Genomic DNA, 22,570 nt, shown 5'->3' with positions numbered 1-22,570 from the left:
TCACAGCGCGCGGGCGAGTGCGATGATCGCCTGGGTGTCGCTTTCCATGCCGGATTCCCGGGGTGGGGCGATGACGGTGGGAACGGCGGGGTCGGTGGCACTGGCGCGGCGCTCGATGGCCGCGCGGACCAGCGCGGCCTGCTCGGCGGGGGTGTTCGTGGGCAGCACCGGGGTGGACATGTAAGGGCTGAGGCAGACCAGCCCGTCGCGGCACTCGATGACCCGCCGGTAGTAGCGCATGCGCATGCGACGGACGGTGAGCCAGTCGCGACCCGGGCTGCGGTCGGGGAACAGGGCGATGGTGGGGAACTCCCGGTACAGGAGCGCCCACAGCGGCCGGAGTTCGTGGTAGCGGCGCTTGGCCTGCACCCACAGGCGGACCTTGACGATCGCGGTGCGGACACCGGGGTAGCCGACGCCGAGGAAGAACAGGGCCACGCCGGTCGCCAGCAGGGGAGAGGTCCAGGTCGCGGTGGCGGGCAGGACCGGGTCGCCGATGGTGAGGCGGCCGGTCATGGCGATCACCCGGGGGACGTGGTCGCCGAGGCACGCGATGGCCAACCCGACGCCGGCGACCCGGAGCCCCATGCGGGTGTGGGCGAGGGCGGGCCGCGCCGCCGTCCACGCGAGTTGGGCGCCGCGCGCGGTGGCGTAGGCCATGAACAGGTTGCCGACCAGGTGGAACACGAGCACCCCGGCCGGCCCGGACGCCTCGGTGTAGTCCCCGTAGTTGGCGCCCGAGCTGGACGGCTCGGTGGTCACGAAGGTGATGACCAGCACGGTGGAGGCCGCGACCGCAAGACCGAGGTCGACGAAGAAAGGGCCGCGGGAGATGTCGAACCAAGTCCCGGTGGTGCGCAGCAGACCCAGCAGCAGCACGAAGAAGAAGTTGAGCAGGATGAACTCGACCAGCACCGGCGCCTGCCGGGGGAAGTGGGTGCCCCCCATGGAGACCACCAGCTGGGCGGTGAGCGCGACGAGCACCAGCACCGTGCACGTGGTGACGATCTGCAAGCCGCGATCCCGGGGCAGCCTGACCAGCTGCGACCCTTTCCAGACCGCCGCGATCGCCGCCGCGCACCACATGATCCCGAGCACGATCACCGCTACAGCCACCCCTGATGGTCGTCGAACGCGCCGCTGACCAGTCGGCCCCCACCGGAGCGGCGACCGGCGCCGAGACCGTCGAGCAGGACGGCCCACTCCTTGATCACGGTGGCCACCATCTCCGCCTCCCGTTCGGCGACGGCACTGTAGCCCTCACGACGCAGCGCGCGCAGCACGATCTCGGTGGGGATGTCGGGGAAGATCTGCGCCCACAGGTCGTCGTCGTCCTCGTCACCGCCGTGCCCGCTGATGATGTGGCCGAGTTCGTGCAGGATGATGTGCTCCTGGTGCGCCGGGGTCGTGTCGCGCTGGTAGAGCACGAAGTCCTCGGTGTGCGTGCCGATCCACAGCCCGAAGGCGCCCGGGGTCGGCAGCGGGTAGGCGATGAGCTTGATCGGCCTTTTCCGGTGCGCGGACAGCCGCTCGCACAGAAGACGCACGTCCAGCGGTGCGCCGATGTCGAGTTGGCGCAGCAACTGCTTCACGCCTCGGCGCAGGTGAGCCTCGCCACGCCAGTGCCGGGAGCCGGCCTTGTCTGCTCTCACCCGCTCACCCCTGGACCCCGGCGAGGCGGCTGATCGCCGCGGCGGTGCCGCGCGGGTGGGTCGCGGCGGCTTCGTGGCCGCCGTCGATGTCCACGAACGGCACGTCGAGGTCCCGGGCGAGCTCACGGGCGCAGCGGTACTCCCAGCGTTCGCTGCCGCCGGTTCCGCCGGTCAGGGTGATGGGGACCTTCGGGACGACGGGCCGGAGCCGGTCGGCGTTGACGCCGCTGGTGCGCACCGCGGGGAAGTCGTGGGCGAAGAACCGGGTCAGCGCGGCTTTGAGGTCACCGGTCGGGCGGGCAGGCGCGGCGCCCGGTTCGAGTTCGGGCTGTTGTCCCGCGAGGGAGACCATGTGGCGGATCGCCGCGCGTGCGTCGGTGCTGGCGAGTTCGGCGACGTGGTCGAGTTCGCGTTCGCGGTCGGGCTCGCGCACTACGTCCGACAAGGGCGGTTCGTGGGCGATCACCGAGGCCACCAGCTCCGGGTGGTCGACGGCCAGTTGGAGAGCGATCACCGCGCCGATGCTGGCGCCCGCTACGACGGCCGGTTCCTCCGTGACGCTCTGTAGCAGCGCGGCGGCGTCGGCGGCGTGGACCCCGATCGTGGTGGCGGCCGTGTCATCCACGGTGGAGCGGCCCAGTCCGCGTCGGTCGTAGGTGATCACGCGCGCGCCGTCGTCGACGAGCTGGTCGACCAGCTGTCCGGTGGCGTTGGCGTCGCCGATCCCGCCTTGGACCACCAGGACGTTCCAGCCGGTTCCGCGGACCTCGTAGTACAGCGAGCCGCCCGCGATGGGCACCGTCCCGGACTGGGAGTGCGTCATGTGTCGTGTTCTCCTTGCCTGGCCTGGAAGTCCATGAACTCCAGCACGCTTCGCAGGCGCTCGGGGGACAGCTCGCTCGCCCGGGTCGCCAGGCGGTGGACCTGCTGCTCACCGAGTTTCGCCAGCAGTTCGTACTGCCGAGTCAGCTCCAAGGCGCGCGGGGAGTCCGCGAAGTACTCCAGGTCCACCTCGAAAAATCTCGCCAGCTTGACGACCAGAGAGTAGCCGGGCTCGCACTGGCCAGCCAGGAGCATGTACACGTACGACCGGGACACACCCATCGCGTCGGCGACCTCGGCCTTGCCGTACGCCTTGCCGTCGGGTCGGCGGACGCTGTCGAACAGCAGTTTTAACTTCTCGGCGAACGCCGCGCCGCCCGCACTGTCGGTATCAGACAAGGGTCCGCCCTCCCACCGTTACTGACGTCAAGTATGTTGGACAGCATCGTCGCTGGCAACGAGGATAGTTGACAGGCCTCGTCAGGCGACTCTACGATCGGGTCGCGCTGTCGAGTTTACTGGACGCCTAGCGGGCCGGTAGCGGTGCCTTCCGGTGGTGGGCAGGGGGAGCAAGTCGCCTGCCGTCGGGAGCTCTGGGGGGATGGGGGTGTGGTGGGGCGGCGGCCTGAACTCGCCGCCCCACCGCCATACCCACCGGACCACGGCCACTGTCCGGTCCATGCCGCTCGTCAGACCGCTCGCGTAGGCACCGGTCCACGGCCGTCGACGTCATTTGGTCTTTGATCGCTTCTTACCCGCTGTGTATGGTCCGTTGCAATCGCGTGACGACCGATCCTGGGGACGGGCCAAGGCCTTGGTGGCGGCGACCTCGGTGCCATGGCGCTGGACGCCTGTGACGCCGCAGTGGCCGTTCTCGCCGGCGCCCACGGCGTCCTGGAAGGCACGGAAGGCGTGACCGTTCCGCTCGGCGGGGCGTTGCGGCAGGCGGGGGCGACTCGCGCCATGCAGGTGCCCGCCATCGCCGCACTCGGCACCGAGGCAGACGAGCTGATCACCGCGCCCGACGCCACGGCCGCAGTTGTGAGGGGAGCACTAGCGTGAGGGAACTGGACCGGCACCGGCGCTCAGTGGGCGAGATCAGTTACCTCGATGTCGGCGAGGGGCCGGTCACCGTGTTCGTGCACGGGGTGTTCACCAACGCGCTGCTGTGGCGCCACTGCATGACGAAGTTGGCCGAGCACCGCCGGTGCATCGCCATCGACCTGCCCGGCCACGGCCGGACGCCCCCGGTCGCCGACGCCACGGTCCACGGCTTGGCGCACGCGGTCCGGACCGTGCTCACGTCCCTCGACCTCACCGACGTGCACCTGGTCGGCAACGACACCGGCGGCGCCGTCTGCCAGCTCGTCTACACCGCCGAACCCGGTCGGATCGCCTCGCTCGCCCTGACGAACTGCGACACGGAGGGCAACTTCCCGCCGCCGCTGTTCGCCCCGGCCGCGTGGCTGGCGAGGTTGGGCCTGCTCAGCCTGCTCCGCCCCTTGACGCACGCGCCGAAACTGGTGCGGCAGGCCTACCGGATCGGCTACCAGAACCCGGCGCCACCCGAGATCATCCAGCGATACGTAGACCCAATCCTCGGTAATGCCCACGGCACCCGCTTCATGCGCCGACTTCTGTCCTCAATGGATTCCAAGCAACTCGCCGCCGCCACCATCGCGTTGCACCAGTGCACGATCCCGACAGCACTCATCTGGGGCACCGGCGACCGGCTGTTCAAGCTGCGCTGGGCGTCCTGGCTGAAAGACCTCATCCCCGGCGCCACCGACGTGGTCACCGTCCCCGGCGGCAGGCTGTTCTTCCCGGACGACCGCGCCGACGAACTCGTCACCGCGCTCCGGAACCACTGGAACTAAGGAGAAGCATGGCCGTCTTCGCGTCCGCCGATGAGTTGTACGCCCACTTCGTGCCCTTCTTGGAGAAGGTGAGCCAGGGAGAACTGCGGCAGAAGCTCCTGTCGATCCGATCGTCCTTCAAGGTGAACAACACCGATCCGGACGCGACCCTGTTCGTGGACTGCGTCCAGGATTCCCCTCTGATCAGCGTCGGTGACGCCGCGGCGGCGGCAACAGCAGACATCGACCTGACCATGTCCGCCGACGACAGCCACCGTTTCTGGCTGGGTGAACTGAACGTGATCAAGGCCTTGGCCACCCGCCGCGTCAAGTTCTCCGGACCACTGCTCAAACTGATCGGCCTCCTCCCGGTCTTCCAGCCCGCCTTCACCGAGTACCGCGAGTACCTGGTCGCCAACGGCCGCCGCGACCTGCTGCCCGACCAGCGACACCAATGACCTTCGCGGACTGACGACGCTCACGAGGCGGACCGAGCACCAAGATCCACATCGCGGTCGACGGACGCGGCCGCCGATGCGCATCCTGTCGGGTGAAGGTCGCGGTTTCAACGCTGATCCACTCGATAGATGGCTGACACCGCGTTCCCTCATGCGTTGAGTTGGTGTCGCGGGGAGGTGCGCTGTCGATGGATGCCGATGAAGCGATCAAGAAGCTGTTCGAGTTGGCTGATGTTGCCATCGAGTCGAGCGATCAACTGGTGGGCAAGGTCGAGCGCAAGGCTGCGAAGCTTGCCGCCGAGCGGCGTGACAACGACCAGGAAGTCGACCCGATCAAGCCCAAGCTGGTTCCTGTGCTTGAACGCGAGCACCGCAGGAACATGAGGATCATGCCGTGGGAGCTGCTGCATCTACTTGGGCGGGCAACGGTGTTGTCCGGGCACGGTTCGTCACGAGCGTTGGCGCAGCACTGGGGTTGTCTGAAGTACATCACGTCGCTTCAGCGGAACGCCCACGGTCGGATGGAGCTCTCGGAGAGTGGCAAGGACCCTCGGTACCACCGGCGGTCGGTGCAGGCCGAGGATCTTGGCATTGCGTTCGCGCTGGCCGCGGCGCTCAGGATCGCGCAGCGACGTCACCCGGACCACCGGTTCGAGATCGTCGACGCGGACGTCGCGCTGGAGGCGGGGTGGGCGCTGCGCGGCAATGAGGTGAAGACGAAGTCGAACACCAGGCTTCGGCCCGACTACTTCCTGTTCGGCTTCCGGGACGGCGCGGCACCACGGGTCATCACTGTGGAGTGCAAGGGCTCCCACGGGGCAGCCGACGCCCAGCACAAACAGCTCGCGAAGGCGGCCGCGCAAGTGAACGCCGTGGTGATCGGGGACCCGCATCAGGGTGACGTGACGCCGCCCGGGCTGATGATGTCCACCTCGCTGGACGACAGCGGCGGCATTCAGATGAGGATCCTCGACCCGCCCGGTGATGGCACGCTCGCCCTGTCGGACGATGGAGATGACCACGAGTCCGGTCTCAACGGGCCTGTCGACCAGTACCACGAGTTCCCCGGAATCCCCGTACGTGACGAGGAAGCGGAGCACGACCGTCGCCCGGGGTTCTACATCGCTCCCGAACGGTCGGAGTGGTTCGCTCGGGTGCTTGCCCGGACGGCGAGCGCCGGGTTGTTGGCGTTCGCCGGGGACCGGGACACCGCCGGGCGTCTGCTGACCCCGCGCCAACGGGCCAGGCTAGGGGGCGAACACGAGACCGGGCCCAGCCACGTCGACTTCGACACCGGGGTCGAACTGGCCGGCATGCGCTTGGTCGGCACCGACCACGTGTTTCGGTTGCAGTCGCAGCGCATGGAGGTCTTCTCGGGAATTCCCCGTGTTCTCCACGATCTCCTCAACGGCGAGCCCGACATCAAGGGCTGCCACCACATGCTGCCCGACGTCAGCGCCCAGTGGCAGGAACGCCGGGAAGAAATCCTGGCGGAATGGGGCGGGGTGATCTTCATGGACGCCAACGGTGCGGTCATGGGGCTGAGGAAGATGGGCGACGGGCAGGCTCCTCTCGACTAGACGAGGAAGCCCAAGGGGTAGACGTCCGGAAAGAAGACGTGAAGCAAGATGTCGCGATCATCGGCCCGTTCGGATCAACCTGACCGCGGCGGGTGTTTCCGTCGACGGCTCGTGCGCCCGTTCCCATCACCCGCCCATTCACCGACACCGCCGTGACCACGTGCGGGTGCGGGTGGCCCTGCTCTGCGCCCGCGGGCTGACGTGGAGCCGTTCTCCGACGCCGCCCTGCTGCGTCAGGCCTTCTCGCGGGCAGTCTTCAGCAGTTCCGCGAAGAAGGTCAGGTCGGTCGGCGCTTCAGGACGAGGTCGGCGGCGAGGGCCCGGACTTCCGCGCGGGAGCGGTTGCCGTGGTCGGCTGCCAGGAAGTGCTCGCCTATCCGCAGGCAGAACGCCAGCAGGCTGCGGGCCTCGACCTCGTCCGGGTCGGCGCAGAACGTGCCGATCATCTCGCGCAGCAGGTCCATGCGCCGGTTGTCCACGCGGCGCAGGCGTTCGGCGACGGCCTCGTCCCGGCGTGCCCAGTCGCGGATCGCCAGGTCGGCGGGCAGCAGGTCGGGCGACAGGGTGAGGGCGCCGGCGCGCTGGATCTTCGCGTGGGCGTCCCCGCCGTCGTGTTCGACGCGGTCCAGCACGTCGTCGGTGCTGCGGCGTTCCCAGGTGTCCAGCACGGCCTCCAGCAGGGCGTTGCGGTCGGTGAAGTACCCGTAGAACCCGCCCTTGGTCACGCCCAGCGCTTTGGCGAGCGCCTCGATCCGCACCGCGTCCGGACCGCCCTCGGCCAGTGCCCTCAGCCCCTCCTCGATCCACCTGTCCTTCGGCGTGCGCGCGGTGCCCATGTGCCTCCTGTCACGGCCCACGGTTCTATACGCCACCGTATAGAACGCGTAGCCTGCTGTTATACGCAACCGTATAGCAGCAGGGGGATCACACCGTGGTGAATCAACCGAGCACCCAACCGGTCGTCGTCCAGCAGCACGAGGCGCCCGAAGCGATCCGGGCGCTCATGCCCACCGACACCGACTACATCGACGTCTTCACCCTCACCGGCAGCGAGACCGGCACTCCCGAGCAGTGGGCGCGCGCGGCGTTCGAGGACATGGCGGGCCTGGGCGGGCAGTTCATCTGGCGGGTGCTGCTCGGCCTGCGCCTGAAGTCCTCACCGACGCGCGTGGCCGGGTGGGCGGTCGCGGACCGGGGCGACAACCGGATCAGGCTCACAGCCCAGGGCTGGATGTGCACCGGGCACATGCTGGTCCACGTCGAAGGCGGCCACGTCGCGCTCGCCACCGCCCTCCGCTACCACCGGCCGGTCGCCAAGCGGGTCTGGGACGCCCTGTCCGGCACACACCGGCGTCAAGCGCCCGGCCTGCTGCGCGACGCGTACGCGATCACCCACGCAGCATCGTGACCCCCAGCGACCACTCGGCGGGCTGCACGGGCTGGTAGATCATGCTGCAGCCGCTGGGACACCTGATGTTCTTCGCCCTCGCCCTGGGCGCGGCAACGGGGTTATCGCGTTGCCTGTCCCGGGCGTCGGTGCTTTGGTGTGCGTGTGCTGTTCCAGGAAGAGCTGATCGGGCGTGTGCGCGATGTGTGCTTGGCCGACGACGGGTTGGACGCCGCGTTGATGTACGGCTCGTTCGCCGCGGGTGAGGCGGATGAGCACAGTGACATCGAGTTCTGGCTGTTCTTCACCACGCGGAGGCGCGCCGGGATCGATCCGCGGTCGTGGTGCGCCGACATCGCCCCGATCAGCTACGGCTTGCTCAACGAGTTCGGCTCCTATGTGGCGTTCTTCCCCGGTCTTGTGCGTGGCGAGTTTCATTTCGCGACCGTGGACGACATCGCCGGCGTCACGGAGTGGCCGGCGCGGGGGGCCGCTGTCGAGCGGATGCTGGTGGTGGATCGCAGTGGTGCGTTGGCTCCGGTGCTGCGCGGCCTGCCCGAGCGGTACGTGCCGCCGGCCGACGGTCCCGAGGTCATCGCGAAGTACTGCGACCCTTTCGCCAACTGGCTGGTGTTGGCGCATCACCTGGCGGCGCGAGGTGAGGACCTGCGTGCTTGGGACGCCCTCGGGCATGCCCAGCGCCATCTGCTGTGGATGGCGCGCCTTGCCGAGGAGTCCACCGCGCATTGGTTGACGCCGTCACGAGGTGCCGAGCTTGAGTTGTCCGCGGACACCGTGGCCGGGCTGAGGGCGGCGACTTCTGCTGCGTCGCCGCAGGAGTTGACCGGCGCGCTGCGTGCCGCCTTGGAACTGGGCCGCCGTCTGTGGTCCGCGATCGCCACCCGCTACGGGCGGAGTGCCCCGACCTCGCTGTTCGCCGAACTCGACGCCGCACTCGAGCACCGCACCCTCCATCAGGGCCGTGCCGGGATGGGGTGACGCCCGCGGGGTGCAGCTGCACGCTCAGTTGTCGGTGGCTGTCGGTTGCGGGACGGCGGTGGAGTTGCGCACGACGAGTCGGACGTCGAGGACCAGCGGTTCGGTGTGGTGGTTCCCGCCTTCGGCGAGGTCGAGGAGGCGGTCGACGGCGTGGGTCGCCTTGCCGACGATGTCCTGCGCGACGGTGGTGAGCTTGGGTGTGATGTAGGCGCTGATGTCCAGGTCGTCGAACCCGACGACCGAGACCCGCTCCGGCACGGGAACGCCGATGTCGTGCAAGCCTTCGATGATGCCGATCGCGAGGATGTCCGCGGTGGCGAACACCGCGGTCGCCCGGGGGTGGCTGGCGAGCAGGCGCCTGCCCAGTTCGACACCGTCGTCGTGCGTGGTGTTGGCGGTCTCCGTCGGACAGTCCTGCGGGGACACCCCGGCGTCCCGCAGTGCCGCGTGGAAGCCGAGGAAGCGTTCGTGGACGACGCCGACATCGGTGAACGACGGCGCGGCGAACACGATCCGCCGATGCCCCGAGGACAGCAGGTGTGAGGTGGCCAGGTGGGCGCCGGTGAAGTCGTCGGTGCGCACCCCGGTGGTCAACGGGTTGTCGGAGTAGCTGTCGATGGCCAGCACCGGTGTCGCTCCGGTGACGCGGCGGCGCAGGCGGTCGATCTCCTCGTCGAGGAAGCCGAGCAGCACGGCCCCGTCCAGGCTCCACGACCGCAGCGCCTCGCCGATCTCGGCGGTGTCGGAGACTCCGCGCAGCAGGAGGTGGTAGCCGCGCTGGCGGAGCCGGCGCTCGATCTGGCCGACGATGGCGATGTTGTGCGGGGAGATGGTGAGGCTGACCTCGCTCTCGGCGGGCACCAGCAGCCCGATGAGGCGGGAACTGTTGGCGGCCAGGCTGCGTGCGGAACCGTTGGGCACGTAGCCGAGCTCGGCGACGATCCGGCGCACCCGCTCGACCGTCTCGGCCGACACGCGATCGTGCTTGCCGTTGATCACGTTCGACACCGTCATGATGCTCACGCCCGCCGCCCTGGCGATGTCCTTCAGGGTCACCCGCACCGGCCCGATCTCTCCTCTCGCCTTCGCAGGACACCGGACTCGTCGTTGACACCTGTGCTGCGGCGAGGTTAGTGTCCCACACCACCTAGTATAGCGCTAAACCGCATCTGACCGGCAACGTTCGGTTCATTTGTGGTGCGTTGCACGCAGCATGAGGGGGAGAGAGATGACGATGGACAGCCCAGTGGCAGACCGGCCGTGGTGGCGCGGCGCGGTGATCTACCAGATCTACCCGCGCAGCTTCGCCGACTCGAACGGCGACGGCACCGGCGACCTCAACGGCGTCCGAGACAGGCTGCCCCACCTGCGCGACCTGGGCGTGGACGCGATCTGGTTCACCCCGTGGTACGCCTCGCCGCTGGCCGACGGCGGCTACGACGTGGCCGACTACCGGGCCATCGACCCGGCGTTCGGCACGCTGGCCGACGCCGAGGAGCTGATCGCGGACGCCGCCCGGATGGGCATCCGCACGATCGTCGACGTCGTTCCGAACCACGTCTCCAGCGAGCACGAGTGGTTCAAGGCGGCGCTGGCGGCCGGGCCCGGTTCGCCGGAACGGGAGCGTTTCTGGTTCCGCGAAGGCCGGGGCGAGCACGGCGAGCTGCCGCCGACGGACTGGGTGTCGAGCTTCGCGGGCGGCACCTGGACGCGGGTGCCGGACGGCCAGTGGTACCTGCACCTGTTCGCACCCGAACAGCCGGACCTGAACTGGAACCACCCGGACGTGCGGCGCGAGCACGAGGACGTGCTGCGGTTCTGGTTCGACCGGGGCGTGGCGGGCATCCGGGTCGACTCGGCGTCGATGCCGGTCAAGGACCCGGCGCTGCCCGAGGTGCCGCAGACCTACGAGGCGGGCGGGCACCCGTTCATCGACCGCGACGAGCTGCACGACATCTACCGCGGCTGGCGCGGGGTGGCCGACTCCTACTCCGAGCCGCGCGTGCTGGTGGGGGAGATCTGGCTGGACGACCAGCAGCGTTTCGCCCGCTACCTGCGTGCGGACGAGATGCACTCGGCGTTCAACTTCGACTTCATGGGCCGCCCGTGGGAGGCCAAGGAGCTGCGCGAGTCGATCCAGTCCACCTTGGACGCTCACGCCCCGGTCGGCGCGCCGCCCACGTGGGTGCTGTCCAACCACGACGTCACCCGCCCGGTGACCCGGTACGGCCGTGAGGACAGCTCGTTCTCCTTCGCCACCAAGCGGTTCGGCACGCCGACCGACCTGGCACTCGGGGAGCGACGGGCCCGCGCGGCGGCGCTGCTGACCGCGGCGCTGCCCGGCGCGCTGTACGTCTACCAGGGCGACGAGCTGGGACTGCCGGAGGTGGAGGACCTGCCGCTGGAGGCGTTGCAGGATCCCATGCACTTCCGCTCCGGTCGCACCGATCCCGGGCGCGACGGGTGCCGCGTGCCGTTGCCGTGGACCCGCTCAGGTCACTCGTTCGGGTTCAGCCCGGACGGGTCGGGCGCCCCTGCCTGGCTGCCGCAGCCGGCCGCCGGGTGGGGCGAGCGCTCGGTGGAGGCGCAGGACCGGGACCCGCGTTCCATGCTGGCCCTCTACCGGGCAACCCTGGCCCTGCGTCGGTCCGAACCCGGGCTGTGCGGGGAGCGCTTCTCCTGGTTGGACAGCACCGAGGACGTGCTGGCCTTCACCCGCGACGACGTCGTGTGCGTCGTCAACCTCGGCACCGCGCCGGTGCCGCTGCCCGACCACCACGAGGTGCTGCTGACCAGCGTCGACCTCGACGGTGACCACCTGCCCGCCGACGCCGCCGCCTGGCTGCGTGCCTGATCAACCCGCCTGATCAACCCGAAGGAAAGATGATGAAGTCCTCCGCCGCAAGGCCACTGCTGACCAGACTGACGACCGCGGCGATCGTGCTGCCCTTGGTCCTGACCGCGTGCGGTTCCGATCCCGACGACCAGGTGGGCGCCGACGGCAAGGTCGTCATCACCGTCGCGATGGACGCGGGCCTGGAGAAGGCCGCGATCGACGCGTTCACCAAGCGCGCCGAGCAGTTCGAGGCCGCGAACACCGACGTCGACGTCCGCACCCGGGAGTACACCTGGACCGCCGCGTCGTTCACCGCCCAGCTCGCCGGCGGCACCATCCCCGACGTGTTCACCGTGCCGTTCACCGACGGCCGGGGCCTGATCGAGCGCAAGCAGATCGCCGACGTCAGCGAGCAGGTCGCCAAACTGCCCTACGCCTCCTCGCTGAACCCGAACGTGGCTAAGGCGGGCCAGGCCGCCGACGGCAAGCAGTGGGCGGTGCCGATCGCCGCCTACGGCCAGGCGCTGCACTACAACCGCACGCTGTTCACCCAGGCCGGACTGGACCCGGACAAGCCGCCCACGACGTGGGCCGAGGTGCGCTCCGCGGCCAAGCAGATCACCGAGCGCACCGGCCAGACCGGGTACGCCCAGATGACCTCGGGCAACACCGGCGGCTGGATCCTCACCACGCTCGACTACGCCTTCGGCGGCCGCATCGAGAAGATCACCGGCGACCAGGCCGAGGCCACCGTGGACACCCCGGAGATGACCGGGGTGCTCGACACCCTGCGCGCCATGCGCTGGGAGGACAACAGCATGGGCGCGAACTTCCTCTACGACTGGGCGGGAATCAACCAGGACTTCGCCGCCGGCCGCATCGGCATGTACGTCTCCGGCGGCGGCAACTACGGCAACCTCGTCACCCAGAACGGCCTCAAGGCCGAGGACTACGGCGTCGCCGCCCTGCCTCTGGCGGACAAGCCGGACGCGGGCGTGCTCGGCGGCGGCACGCTGGCCGTGGTGAGCCCGAAGATCGGCGAACGCAGCAAGGAAGCCGCCGTGAAGTGGATCGACTTCTACTACATGGGCAAGCTGACCGACCAAGAGGCGGCCGTCGCCGACGCCAAGACGCTGGCCGAGACCAACCAGCCCGTCGGCGTGCCGGCGCTGCCCGTGGTGGACCGCGCGACCTACGACAAGCAGCAGGAGTGGACCAGGCAGTACGTCAACGTGCCGTTGGACCAGATGACGCCGTACACGTCGAAGATGTTCGACCAGCCGCTGGTCACCGAGCCGACCCGGTCCACCCAGGACGTCTACAAGATCCTGGACCAGACGGTGCAGACGCTGCTCACCGACCAGGCCGCGGACGTGCCCGCCCTGCTGGCCAAGGCCGACGCCGAGGTGCAGGCCCAGATCGGCCGGGGCTGACGTGGCCGTCCGATCCCACTCCCGCGTGGCGGCGGTCCCCCCGCCGCCACGCGGGCCCCGCCCGCCGCGACGGCGGCGCACACCGGCCACGTGGGTGCGCCGCGGGGGGTTGAGCACCCTGGTTTTCCTGCTGCCCCTGCTGCTGGTGTTCGGGGTCTTCTCGTGGGCGCCGATCGTGCAGTCGGTGGTGATGAGCTTCCAGCGCACCAACCTGGTCGGGCCCGTCGAGTTCGTCGGCCTGGACAACTTCGCCCAGGTGCTGTCGGACCCGCTGCTGTGGACCGCGTTGCGCAACACGGTGTGGTTCGCGGTGCTGGCGCTGCTGTTCGGCTACCCGCTGCCGCTGCTGGCCGCGGTGCTGATCAGCGAAGTCCGCCACCGCAAGGGGCTGTTCAGCGCGTTGGCCTACCTGCCGGTGGTGATCCCGCCGGTGGTCGCGGTGCTGCTGTGGAAGTTCTTCTACGACGCCGGTCCGACCGGGGTGTTCAACACGGTGTTGGGCTGGGTCGGGCTCGGGCCGTGGCAGTGGTTGCAGAACCCGGGCAGCGCGATGCCCGCGCTGGTGCTGGAAGCCACGTGGGCCGCCGCCGGCGGCACGGTGATCATCTACCTGGCCGCGCTGGCCGGGGTGCCCGCCGACCTGTACGAGGCGGCGGAGATCGACGGCTCGGGGATCTGGCGCAAGGTCTGGCACGTCACGCTGCCACGGCTGCGCGGCGTGCTGCTGGTGACGTTCATCCTCCAGATCATCGGCACCGCGCAGGTGTTCCTGGAACCGTTCCTGTTCACCGGCGGCGGTCCCGCGAACTCGACCACCACCCTGCTGCTGCTGATCTACGACTACGCCTTCGCGGACAGCCTCGGCGGCGACTACGGCGCGGCCACCGCGTTGAGCATCATGCTCGCGGCCGTCCTGGCGCTGTTCTCCACCGCGTACTTCCGGCTGACGAGATCCTGGAGCGCGTCGTGAACCGAGGTCTGGTCTCGCCCACCGAGTGGGCGACCACCCGCACCCGGCTGGTGCTGCGCACACTCCAAGGGCTGCTGCTCGGCGCTCTCCTGCTCACGGGCCTGGGGCCCGTGCTGTGGCTGGCCAAGGCCGCCGTCACGCCCACCCAGGACACGCTGCGCACGCCGCTGTCGGTGTTCCCCCACGGCTTCGACCTGTCCAACCTGGCCACGGCGTGGACCCGCGTGGAGATCGACAAGTACTTCCTCAACACGGTGTGGCTCGCCGCCGGCTCGTGGGCGGTGCAGCTGGTGGTGGCCACCACCGCCGGGTACGCGCTGGCCGTGCTGCGGCCCCGCTACGGCGGCCTGATCACCGGCGTGGTGCTGGCGACGCTGTTCGTCCCCTCGATCGTGCTGCTGGTGCCGCTGTACCTGACGGTGGTCGACACCGGCATGATCAACACGTTCTGGGCGGTGTGGCTGCCGGCCGGCGCGAGCGCGTTCAACGTCGTCCTCGTGCAGCGGTTCTTCGCGAGCCTGCCTCGCGAGGTGTTCGAGGCGGCCAGGGTCGACGGCGCCGGGCCGTTCCGGATCTTCTGGTCGGTGGTGCTGCCGCTGTCGCGGCCCATCATCGGCGTGGTGTCGGTGTTCGCTGTCGTCGCCAGTTGGAAGGACTTCCTCTGGCCCATGCTGGTGCTGCCCGACCCCGCGGTGCAGCCGCTGTCCGTGCGCCTGCCCGCACTCCAGCGCTACGTGGAACTCGACGTCTTCCTCGCCGCCCTGGCGATCTCGTCGATCATTCCCATCGCGCTGTTCCTGGTGTTCCAACGACTGTTCCTGAGCGGCGGCGCGCTGGAGGGCGCGGTCAAGGGATGAGCCAGGGCCCGACGACGGGCCTCTACCCTGCGGAAAGAGACAACAACGATGTTGAGCAAGCTCTCCAAGAGAGGACTCGCGGCAGTCACCACGACGGTGATGGTCGCCTCTCTGATCACCCTGTGGAGCACGGCTGCCCCCGCGGCGCCGGCCGTGCTCGAAGCCGAGTCGGCCGCGCTCTCCGGCGGTGCCCGCGTCGAGTCCGAGCACGCCGGCTACTCCGGCGCCGGCTACGTGGGCGGCTTCGTCGACGCCAACCGCGGCAACGCCAAGGCGACCTTCGCCACCAACGCCACGGCCGGCCAGAACACCCTGACCCTGCGCTACGCCAACGGCACCGGCTCGACACGCACCCTGACCCTGTCGGTCAACGGCAGCGCCCGTCAGGTCTCCCTGCCCGCCACCTCCGGCTGGGCCTCGTGGGGCGCCGTGCGCCAGAGCGTGCCGCTCAACGCCGCCGGCAACTCCATCGCCGTGTCCTACGGCACCGGCGACACCGGCAACGTCAACCTGGACAACATCACCATCGAGTCGGCACCCGTCTCCTCCGGCGACCTCGAAGCGGAGTCGGCCCAGCTGTCCGGCGGCGCCCGCGTCGAGTCCGAGCACTCCGGTTACACCGGCAGTGGCTACGTGGGCGGCTTCATCGACGCCAACCGGGGCACGGCGACGGCCACGTTCACCGCTACCAGCGGCAGCGCCGGGAACAGCGAGCTGACGCTGCGCTACGCCAACGGCACCGGCTCGACACGCTCCCTGTCCGTGTCGGTCAACGGCGTCGTCCGGCAGGTGTCGCTGCCCGCCACCTCGTCCTGGGGCACGTGGGGCACCGCGACCGCGGCGGTGACCCTCAACGCCGGCGCGAACACGATCGCGGTCTCCTACGGCACCGCCGACAACGGCAACGTCAACCTGGACAACATCAAGCTGTCCACCGCCGCACCGACCACCACGACCACGACGACGACCAACCCGCCGGGACCTGCCGGTTCCTACGAACTGGAGACCGGGTTCCTGTCCGGCGGCGCGGCGGTGACCACCAGCCCGTCCGGCGCCACGGGCGCAGGTTCGGTGAACCTGCCCGGCAACGGCGCGCGCGTCATCCGCAGCGTCAACCAGACCAGCGCGGGCAACGCCACCATCACCCTGCGCCACAACAACTCCTCCACACGCACGGTGACCCTGTACATCAACGGCATCAGGGGACCGCAGCTGTCGCTGTCAGGCGGCAGCGGCTGGCGCACCACAACCCACAGCGCGGCACTGCGCTCGGGGTTGAACCTCATGGGCTACCACGTCACGAGCGGCGACAACGGCGGCGTCCAGCTCGACAACATCGCGGTCACCGACACCGCGGGCCTGGCCGCACGCGGCGCGACCGTGCCCTACACCACCTACGAGACCGACAGCGGCACCGGAACCCGCATCTCCGGCCGCGCCTACACCACCGAGGCCGCCGAGGCGTCGGGCCGCACCGCCATGAAGCTCACCGGCACCGGCCAGTACGTGCAGGTCACGCTGACCAAGCCCGCCAACGCCATCACCGTGCGCGCCGGCCTGCCCGACGACGCCTCGGGCAACGGCACCACCGCACCACTGGCGGTGTACGCGGGCGGAGCCAAGGTCCGCGACGTCACGCTGACCTCCAAGTACAGCTGGATGTACGGCGACTACCCCTTCACCGCGGGCCCCGGCGGCGCGCGACCGCACCGCTACTTCGACGACTCGCGCGTCCTGCTGCCCCGGACCTACCCCGCGGGCACGGTGCTGCGCCTGGCCAAGGACACCAACGCGACCAGCCACATCACCGTGGACCTGGTCGAGGCCGAGGTCGTCGACGGCCCGACCACCGCGCCGGCCGGCTACCTCAGCATCTCCGACCACGGCGCACGGGCCGACGACGGCGCCGACGACAGCGCCGCCATCCGATCGGCCGTCGCCGCCGCCCGGGGCACCACCGCCCGCGGCGTCTGGATCCCGGCCGGCCGGTTCGACCTCACCAGCCTGGTCCAGGTGAGCGGCGTCGACGTGCGCGGCGCCGGGATCTGGCACACCGTGCTGCTGGGCGCCAACCGCCGCGGCGGGTTCTACGTCAACGGCGCCGACACCACGCTGGCCGACTTCACCTTCGACGGCGACGTCACCACCCGGGACCCCGACGGAGCGCCCAGCTCGGACGCGTTCATCGAGGGCGAGTTCGGCGCCGGGTCGCTGATCTTCAACGTGGCGAGCAACCACGCGAAGGTCGGCCTGTGGATCAAGCAGGCCGACGGCCTGCTCGCCTCGGGCATGCGCATCCGCAACACGATGGCCGACGGTCTCAACATCAACGGCAACACCACCAACGTCCGCGTCGAGCAGAGCGACTTCCGCAACACCGGCGACGACGCGTTGGCCATGTGGTCGTGGGAGGCTGCGGGCACCGTCAGCCGCAGCGTGTTCGCCTTCAACACGATCGCCCTGCCCATCCTGGCCAACGGCGTCGCCATCTACGGTGGCACCGACAACCGCGCCGAGGACAACCTGATCACCGACACCGTGTTCAACGGCGCCGGCGTCATGGTGTCCACCTGGCACGCGTCCATGCCGTTCAACGGCACGACCACCGTGCAGCGCAACACCCTCACCCGCACCGGCACCCGCAACTGGGACTGGCACACCCACACCGGCGCGATCTGGCTGTTCGCCGAACGATCCGACATCACCGGCGCGGTCGTGCTGCGCGACCTGGAGGTCAACGACAGCAACTACCACGGCCTGCTGCTGAGCTGGAACAAGGCGGTGAACAACCTGACGGTCGCCAACGTCAGGATCAACGGCACCGGCGGCGCCACCGAGTCCTTCGACGACGGCGGCGGAACCGTGACCAACGCCAATTCGCACGGCATCCACTTCAACCTCGTCTCCGGCGCCGGCCGCTTCGACGGTGTGACCGTCTCCGGGCTCAAGGGCACGGGAAGCCGCGGGATGGTCAACGACGAGAACCGGTACACCGTCCAGCGCGGCAGCGGCAACTCCGGTTGGTGAACCACCGGTGCGACCCCGCGCGTGACTCCCGCGGGGTCGCACCGGTGGCCCGGGAACACCACCCGGCACAGGACGTGGTTGTCACCGTCGACACCGTCACGTGGCTCGCCCAACCGGCGGACTGGGGCGAGTACGCGGTCGCCGCCCAGACCGGAGATCGTGGTGACCTGACAGAAGCCTGTCCGGTCGGGGGTGTTGACGCTTCGTCACGGACGATCCTAGCCTCGGTGTGAGAGCGTTCTCACGCTTTCTCCGGCCACCCACCCCTGCTTGGGAGGTCCCATGCTGAACATCGTCGTCCAAGCATCCCTGCTGCTGTCGTTGATGACCGTTCCCGGCACATCGGCCACCGCACCACCGGAACCGGCCTCCGCGCCGCCGCCACCGGCAGTCGCGCTCTGCGACAGCTACTGCGACGACCGGGATCCGTTCCTGCCGCCCAGCGCGCACCGGTCCCGCACCCGGCCGACAACGGCGGCGGCACCGCCCACCGTCCTCGCCCCGATCTGCAACATCCACTGCGACGGGCGCGATCCCGCGCTGTCAGCGGGGGAGCGGGTCGCCCAGTCCGTGCCCGCCGGAACCCGCCGGGTCGCGCTGCACTTCGACAGCACCGAGACCATGGGCTGGGCGGTGATCAGCGGCGGCGGTCAGGGCGACTCGGTCTGGCTGGACCGCTCCTACGACGCCGGCGTGACGTGGGAACCGAAGCTCGGCTCGACCACGACACCGGCGGGCTACGGCGGCTGGCGAACGCTCATGCACAACGTGGACGACTGGGCCGGCCTGCGCGTCGGGCTGCTGCGGGCCTGCGTCCAGTCCGCCGGGTCGTCGACCATCGCCTGCACGAGCTGGCACCGCACCACCTGGAACGCCTGGGACCGCCGCACCGCCGCGGCCACCGCCCTGATGCAGCGGTACAACCTGAGCACCGGCCTGTTCGACACCACCGGCTGGTGGAACGCCGCCAACGCGCTCAACGCGATCATCGACAACGCGCGGGTGAGCGGCATGGGGTCCTACCGCTATGCCATCGCCCGCACCTTCGACCTCAACCGCACCGCCTGGGCCGGCAACTTCATCAACGAGTACAACGACGACGTCGCCTGGTGGGGGCTGACGTGGATCGCCGCCTACGACCTGACCGGCGACCGCCGCTACCTCGACACCGCCCGCATCGACGCCGACCACATCCACCGCTACTGGGACCACACTTGCGGCGGTGGCATCTGGTGGACCTCGAGCCGGACCTACAAGAACGCCATCGCCAATTCGCTGTACGTCCAGCTCAACGCCGCTCTGCACAACCGGCTGCCCGGTGACACGACCTACGTGCAGCGCGCCCGGGAGGGCTGGCGGTGGTTCGAGAGCAGCGGGATGATCAACAGCTCGAACCTGGTCAACGACGGCCTGGTCACGTCGACGTGCCGCAACAACGGCCAAACGCCGTGGAGCTACAACCAGGGCGTGCCGCCGGCCGCGCTGACCGAGTTGCACCGCGCCACCGGCGACCCGGCGTACCTCACGCGGGCGCGGACCCTGGCCAACGCCTCGACCACCAGTCCCGCGCTCAACCCGGGCGGGATCGTGTTCGACGACGGCGGCGGCGGTGACGTCCCGTCGTTCAAGGGCGCCTTCGTGCGGGGCCTCGGTCAGTTGAACCAGGCGCTGCCGGACCGCCCGTACACCGCGTACCTCAAGCGGCAGGCGGACACGGCCCACGCGCGCGACCGCTCCAGCAGCGACTCCTACGACCAGCCGTGGGCCGGGCCGTTCCAGCGCAGCGACGCGGCCCGCCAGCACAGCGCGGTGGACCTGATGAACGCCGCGAGCTGACCGGTCCGCCCTCCTGTCCGGCCCGCCTCCCTGACCGGGGGCGGGCCACCGGTGTGCCGTTTTCCAGAGCCGGGAACTGCGGAATCCGTTCGGGTTACGGGATTTCCCGGCGGACACGCGTTCGTTCGCGATCGGGGGCAGGCAGCTCACGTGACGCCGAGGTGGCGAAGGACCTGCGGCCGAATGCCGCCGCTTATGCCGTCAATCGACGTACTTTTGTCTATCTTGAACAGTCTTTCGTTGACCCCGTACAAAAGTCGCCTTACCGTCGCCTGGCTGGTGCAACCCCCTGTAACCGCACCAGTGCGCGAGGTCACCGCGCGCACCGAACCCCTTGCCGAGTCGAGTTCCCCTGCTCACCGGCTTAGCCCAAGGGAGCGCCACCGATGTCCTTCCCTGCCCGCCACGACCGGTGGCTGCGAGCCGCCGGGTCACTCGCCTCGATAGCACTGGTCACAGCCGCGTCGCTGTCCACCACGTCGTCCGCGCAAGCGGCGGCGCCCCCGCCCCAGGAGCCGGGGGTGACGCTGCGGGTCTTCGACCTCCAGACCGAGATCGGCAGGCTCTGCACGCTCAAGGCCGCCCAGACGCCCAACATCGACAAGCTCATGCCGTTGATCAACTGGACGACCACCGCGGACTTCGGCATCGCCGACCGGTTCATGTCCGAGGTCACGGGCAACATCGACATCGCGGCTGCGGGCGCCCACGCCTTCCGCCTCACCAGCGACGACGGCGCACGGCTGAGGATCGACAACACGCTGGTCGTCGACCACGACGGCCTGCACGGAGCCATTCCGAAGGACGGCTTGATCCAGCTCGGGACCGGCTACCACTCGCTGCGCATCGACCACTTCGACAACGGGGGCGGGCAACAGCTCACCCTGGAGTGGCAGCCGCCCGGCGCGTCCGGGTTCAGCGTCGTGCCGAACTCCGTGTTGAGCACCGACGCGGGCGTGGTCCGGGTGACCGCCCCGGGCCGCAAGGAGTGCGAGGGTGGCGCCGACTCGCCGGGCGACGGCCTGCCGCTGACCGGCGTGCACCCGGCCCACACGCTGACCAACCTGCGCCCGTCCGGCTTCGAGCCGCAGGTCACCGGCATGGACTGGCTGCCGGACGGTCGTCTCGCGATCGCCACCTGGGGCGGCTCGAACACCAAGCTGGGCGAGGTGCACCTGATCAGCGGCGTCACCGGCGTCACCGATCCCACGAAGGTCCGCACGCAGCGGATCGCCTCCGGCCTCCATGAGCCGATGGGGATCAAGTACGTCGACGGCAAGCTGTACGTGTCGGAGAAGGCCGGGCTGACCGAGCTGAACGACACCAACGGCGACTGGGTCACCGACAACTACCGTCGCCTGGCGACCTGGCCGTACGGCGGCAACTTCCACGAGTTCGCGTTCGGGATGCTGTACCGGGACGGCGCGTTCTACCTGAACCTGTCGGTGTCGATCAACCTCGGTGGCGCCACGACCGATCCCCAGCCCGCGCCCAACCGCGGCACGACGATCAAGGTGGACAAGGCGACCGGGACCGTCACCTACATCGCCGGTGGGCTGCGCACGCCCCACGGCATCGGCTGGGGCCCCGAAAGCGGCATCTTCGCCACCGACAACCAGGGTGGCTGGCTGCCGGCGTCGAAGCTGGTGCAGATCAAGCAGGACCGCTTCTTCAACCACTACACCAATCCCACCGGTCCGTTCGACGACCGCGCGATCACCGCGCCGGTGCTGTGGTTGCCGCACAACGAGATCGCGAACTCGCCGAGCAACCCGGTGCAGCTGACCACCGGTCCGTTCGCCGGACAGATGATCTTCGGTGACGTCACCTACGGCGGCCTGCAACGCGGTTTCCTGGAGAAGGTCGACGGCGAGTACCAGGGCGCGGTGTTCCGCATGACCCAGGGCCTCGAATCGGGCGTGAACCGCATCAGCCTCGGCCCGGACGGCGCGATCTACACCGGCGGCATCGGCGCGGGCGGCAACTGGGGGCAGAACGGCAAGCTGACCTTCGGCCTCCAGAAGCTGACGCCCAACGGCGCGGAGGCGTTCGACATCGTCGCCATGCGCGCGATCCCGGGAGGGTTCGAGCTGGAGTACACCCAGCCGCTGTCCGCCCAGACGCTGCAGGGCCTGGCCGCCAAGTACCGGGCGACGCAGTGGCGCTACCAGGCGACCCCGGCCTACGGCGGCCCGAAGCTGGACCAGCAGACGCTGACCGTGCAGTCGGCGACGCCGTCCGCCGACCGCAAGAAGGTCACCGTCATGCTCTCCGGTCTGCGCAACGGCCACGTCGTGCACCTGCGCTCGCCCCGGCCGTTCACGTCCGAGTCCGGCAAGTCGCTGTGGAGCACCGAGGCCTGGTACACCCTCAACGTCATGCCGGGCACCGTCGCCCGCACCGGGCGGATCACCGGTCTCGCCGGGAAGTGCGTCGACATCGACAACGCGGGCACCGCGGACGGGACGAAGGTCCAGCTGTGGACGTGCAACGGCACGGCCGCGCAGCAGTGGACGGTGTCCACCGACGGGACGGTCCGCGCGCTCGGCAAGTGCCTCGACGTGAGCGGCGGCGGCACGGCCAACGGCACGGTGACGCAGCTGTGGACGTGCAACGGCACCGGCGCGCAGCAGTGGGTCGCGCAGCCCGACAACTCGCTGAGGAACGCGAAGTCGGGCCGCTGCCTGGACGTGGCGGGGAACAACTCCGCCGACGGCACCGTGCTGCACATCTGGGACTGCCTCAACGTCGGCAACCAGAAGTGGGTTCTTCCCTGATCGCGGTGATCCGCGGGTTCGCCGGTCGCCCTGCCGGCCGGCGAACCACCCCCTCGATCCCGTTCGGACAACGACGTCTGG

Annotated in this window: 19 protein-coding genes; 13 read left to right on the top strand and 6 right to left on the bottom strand. The window is 69.6% G+C overall.

Going from position 1 to position 22,570, the window contains the following annotated elements:
• Genes F4560_RS16535 through F4560_RS16520 form a run of 4 tightly spaced genes read right to left on the bottom strand, consistent with a single transcriptional unit; the run spans position 1 to position 2,873 of the window.
• Positions 1–1,116, bottom strand: a complete 1,116-nt coding sequence (locus F4560_RS16535) for an MAB_1171c family putative transporter (RefSeq protein ID WP_312869321.1) — start codon at positions 1,114–1,116, stop codon at positions 1–3.
• Complete coding sequence (locus tag F4560_RS16530) at positions 1,107–1,652, bottom strand: hypothetical protein (RefSeq protein ID WP_184921021.1); 546 nt, start codon at positions 1,650–1,652, stop codon at positions 1,107–1,109. Before F4560_RS16530 ends, F4560_RS16535 begins: the two co-directional genes overlap by 10 nt.
• A 4-nt stretch (positions 1,653–1,656) precedes the next feature.
• Positions 1,657–2,475 carry an alpha/beta fold hydrolase gene (locus F4560_RS16525; protein ID WP_184921019.1) on the bottom strand — a complete coding sequence of 273 codons (819 nt, stop codon included), beginning with the start codon at positions 2,473–2,475 and terminating at the stop codon, positions 1,657–1,659.
• Positions 2,472–2,873 carry a helix-turn-helix domain-containing protein gene (locus tag F4560_RS16520; RefSeq protein ID WP_184921017.1) on the bottom strand — a complete coding sequence of 134 codons (402 nt, stop codon included), beginning with the start codon at positions 2,871–2,873 and terminating at the stop codon, positions 2,472–2,474. The genes F4560_RS16525 and F4560_RS16520 overlap by 4 nt, the downstream gene beginning before the upstream one ends.
• Positions 2,874–3,338: 465 nt before the next feature.
• On the opposite strand from F4560_RS16520, the gene F4560_RS16515 reads away from it, so the two are divergent.
• The 4 genes from F4560_RS16515 (at position 3,339) to F4560_RS16500 (ending at position 6,368) form a co-directional block, all read left to right on the top strand.
• Positions 3,339–3,536 carry a hypothetical protein gene (locus F4560_RS16515; RefSeq protein ID WP_184921015.1) on the top strand — a complete coding sequence of 66 codons (198 nt, stop codon included), beginning with the start codon at positions 3,339–3,341 and terminating at the stop codon, positions 3,534–3,536.
• Positions 3,533–4,351, top strand: a complete 819-nt coding sequence (locus F4560_RS16510) for an alpha/beta fold hydrolase (RefSeq protein ID WP_184921013.1) — start codon at positions 3,533–3,535, stop codon at positions 4,349–4,351. The genes F4560_RS16515 and F4560_RS16510 overlap by 4 nt, the downstream gene beginning before the upstream one ends.
• A gap of 8 nt (positions 4,352–4,359) precedes the next feature.
• Positions 4,360–4,788, top strand: coding sequence for an SCP2 sterol-binding domain-containing protein (locus tag F4560_RS16505; protein WP_184921011.1), 429 nt, complete (start codon positions 4,360–4,362; stop codon positions 4,786–4,788).
• Positions 4,789–4,976: 188 nt separating this feature from the next.
• On the top strand, positions 4,977–6,368 hold the full coding sequence (locus F4560_RS16500) for a hypothetical protein (RefSeq protein ID WP_184921009.1): 1,392 nt from the start codon (positions 4,977–4,979) through the stop codon (positions 6,366–6,368).
• 277 nt (positions 6,369–6,645) lie between these two features.
• Here F4560_RS16500 and F4560_RS16495 read toward each other — a convergent pair whose 3' ends face one another.
• Positions 6,646–7,203, bottom strand: a complete 558-nt coding sequence (locus tag F4560_RS16495) for a TetR/AcrR family transcriptional regulator (RefSeq protein WP_184921007.1) — start codon at positions 7,201–7,203, stop codon at positions 6,646–6,648.
• A 95-nt stretch (positions 7,204–7,298) separates the two neighbouring features.
• On the opposite strand from F4560_RS16495, the gene F4560_RS16490 reads away from it, so the two are divergent.
• On the top strand, positions 7,299–7,775 hold the full coding sequence (locus F4560_RS16490; protein ID WP_184921005.1) for a hypothetical protein: 477 nt from the start codon (positions 7,299–7,301) through the stop codon (positions 7,773–7,775).
• A 138-nt stretch (positions 7,776–7,913) separates the two neighbouring features.
• Positions 7,914–8,753, top strand: a complete 840-nt coding sequence (locus F4560_RS16485; RefSeq protein ID WP_184921003.1) for a nucleotidyltransferase domain-containing protein — start codon at positions 7,914–7,916, stop codon at positions 8,751–8,753.
• 24 nt (positions 8,754–8,777) lie between these two features.
• Here the strand turns inward: F4560_RS16485 and F4560_RS16480 are convergent, their stop codons facing one another.
• Positions 8,778–9,815 carry a LacI family DNA-binding transcriptional regulator gene (locus F4560_RS16480; RefSeq protein ID WP_184921001.1) on the bottom strand — a complete coding sequence of 346 codons (1,038 nt, stop codon included), beginning with the start codon at positions 9,813–9,815 and terminating at the stop codon, positions 8,778–8,780.
• 172 nt (positions 9,816–9,987) lie between these two features.
• Here F4560_RS16480 and F4560_RS16475 point away from each other — a divergent pair, with 172 nt between their 5' ends.
• From F4560_RS16475 to F4560_RS16445, 7 genes are all read left to right on the top strand, one after another.
• Positions 9,988–11,607, top strand: coding sequence for a glycoside hydrolase family 13 protein (locus F4560_RS16475; RefSeq protein ID WP_184920999.1), 1,620 nt, complete (start codon positions 9,988–9,990; stop codon positions 11,605–11,607).
• A 32-nt stretch (positions 11,608–11,639) separates the two neighbouring features.
• Positions 11,640–13,022, top strand: coding sequence for an ABC transporter substrate-binding protein (locus F4560_RS16470; RefSeq protein WP_184920997.1), 1,383 nt, complete (start codon positions 11,640–11,642; stop codon positions 13,020–13,022).
• A gap of 109 nt (positions 13,023–13,131) precedes the next feature.
• Positions 13,132–13,992, top strand: a complete 861-nt coding sequence (locus tag F4560_RS16465) for a carbohydrate ABC transporter permease (RefSeq protein WP_246477825.1) — start codon at positions 13,132–13,134, stop codon at positions 13,990–13,992.
• Positions 13,989–14,849 (top strand): carbohydrate ABC transporter permease, encoded by an 861-nt coding sequence (locus F4560_RS44680; RefSeq protein ID WP_184920993.1) that lies wholly within the window; start codon positions 13,989–13,991, stop codon positions 14,847–14,849. Before F4560_RS16465 ends, F4560_RS44680 begins: the two co-directional genes overlap by 4 nt.
• A 48-nt stretch (positions 14,850–14,897) precedes the next feature.
• Positions 14,898–17,876 carry a CBM35 domain-containing protein gene (locus F4560_RS16455; RefSeq protein WP_184920991.1) on the top strand — a complete coding sequence of 993 codons (2,979 nt, stop codon included), beginning with the start codon at positions 14,898–14,900 and terminating at the stop codon, positions 17,874–17,876.
• 282 nt (positions 17,877–18,158) lie between these two features.
• Complete coding sequence (locus F4560_RS16450; RefSeq protein WP_246477824.1) at positions 18,159–19,712, top strand: glycoside hydrolase family 76 protein; 1,554 nt, start codon at positions 18,159–18,161, stop codon at positions 19,710–19,712.
• 386 nt (positions 19,713–20,098) lie between these two features.
• On the top strand, positions 20,099–22,489 hold the full coding sequence (locus tag F4560_RS16445; RefSeq protein ID WP_184920989.1) for an RICIN domain-containing protein: 2,391 nt from the start codon (positions 20,099–20,101) through the stop codon (positions 22,487–22,489).
• Positions 22,490–22,570 lie beyond the last annotated feature (81 nt).

It is taken from the genome of Saccharothrix ecbatanensis (assembly GCF_014205015.1).
Taxonomy (GTDB): Bacteria; Actinomycetota; Actinomycetes; order Mycobacteriales; family Pseudonocardiaceae; genus Actinosynnema; species Actinosynnema ecbatanense.
Note: the sequence above shows the minus strand (reverse complement) of the source record. Positions and strands in the feature narration are given on the sequence as shown.

What these genes read in the sequence shown, in the direction of transcription:
- F4560_RS16525 (WP_184921019.1), bottom strand. Translation starts at nt 2,475, where the DNA reads ATGACGCACTCCCAGTCCGGGACGGTGCCCATCGCGGGCGGCTCGCTG.
- F4560_RS16505 (WP_184921011.1), top strand. Translation starts at nt 4,360, where the DNA reads ATGGCCGTCTTCGCGTCCGCCGATGAGTTGTACGCCCACTTCGTGCCC.
- F4560_RS16500 (WP_184921009.1), top strand. Translation starts at nt 4,977, where the DNA reads ATGGATGCCGATGAAGCGATCAAGAAGCTGTTCGAGTTGGCTGATGTT.
- F4560_RS16495 (WP_184921007.1), bottom strand. Translation starts at nt 7,203, where the DNA reads ATGGGCACCGCGCGCACGCCGAAGGACAGGTGGATCGAGGAGGGGCTG.
- F4560_RS16475 (WP_184920999.1), top strand. Translation starts at nt 9,988, where the DNA reads ATGGACAGCCCAGTGGCAGACCGGCCGTGGTGGCGCGGCGCGGTGATC.
- F4560_RS16470 (WP_184920997.1), top strand. Translation starts at nt 11,640, where the DNA reads ATGAAGTCCTCCGCCGCAAGGCCACTGCTGACCAGACTGACGACCGCG.
- F4560_RS16455 (WP_184920991.1), top strand. Translation starts at nt 14,898, where the DNA reads ATGTTGAGCAAGCTCTCCAAGAGAGGACTCGCGGCAGTCACCACGACG.
- F4560_RS16450 (WP_246477824.1), top strand. Translation starts at nt 18,159, where the DNA reads ATGCTGAACATCGTCGTCCAAGCATCCCTGCTGCTGTCGTTGATGACC.
- F4560_RS16445 (WP_184920989.1), top strand. Translation starts at nt 20,099, where the DNA reads ATGTCCTTCCCTGCCCGCCACGACCGGTGGCTGCGAGCCGCCGGGTCA.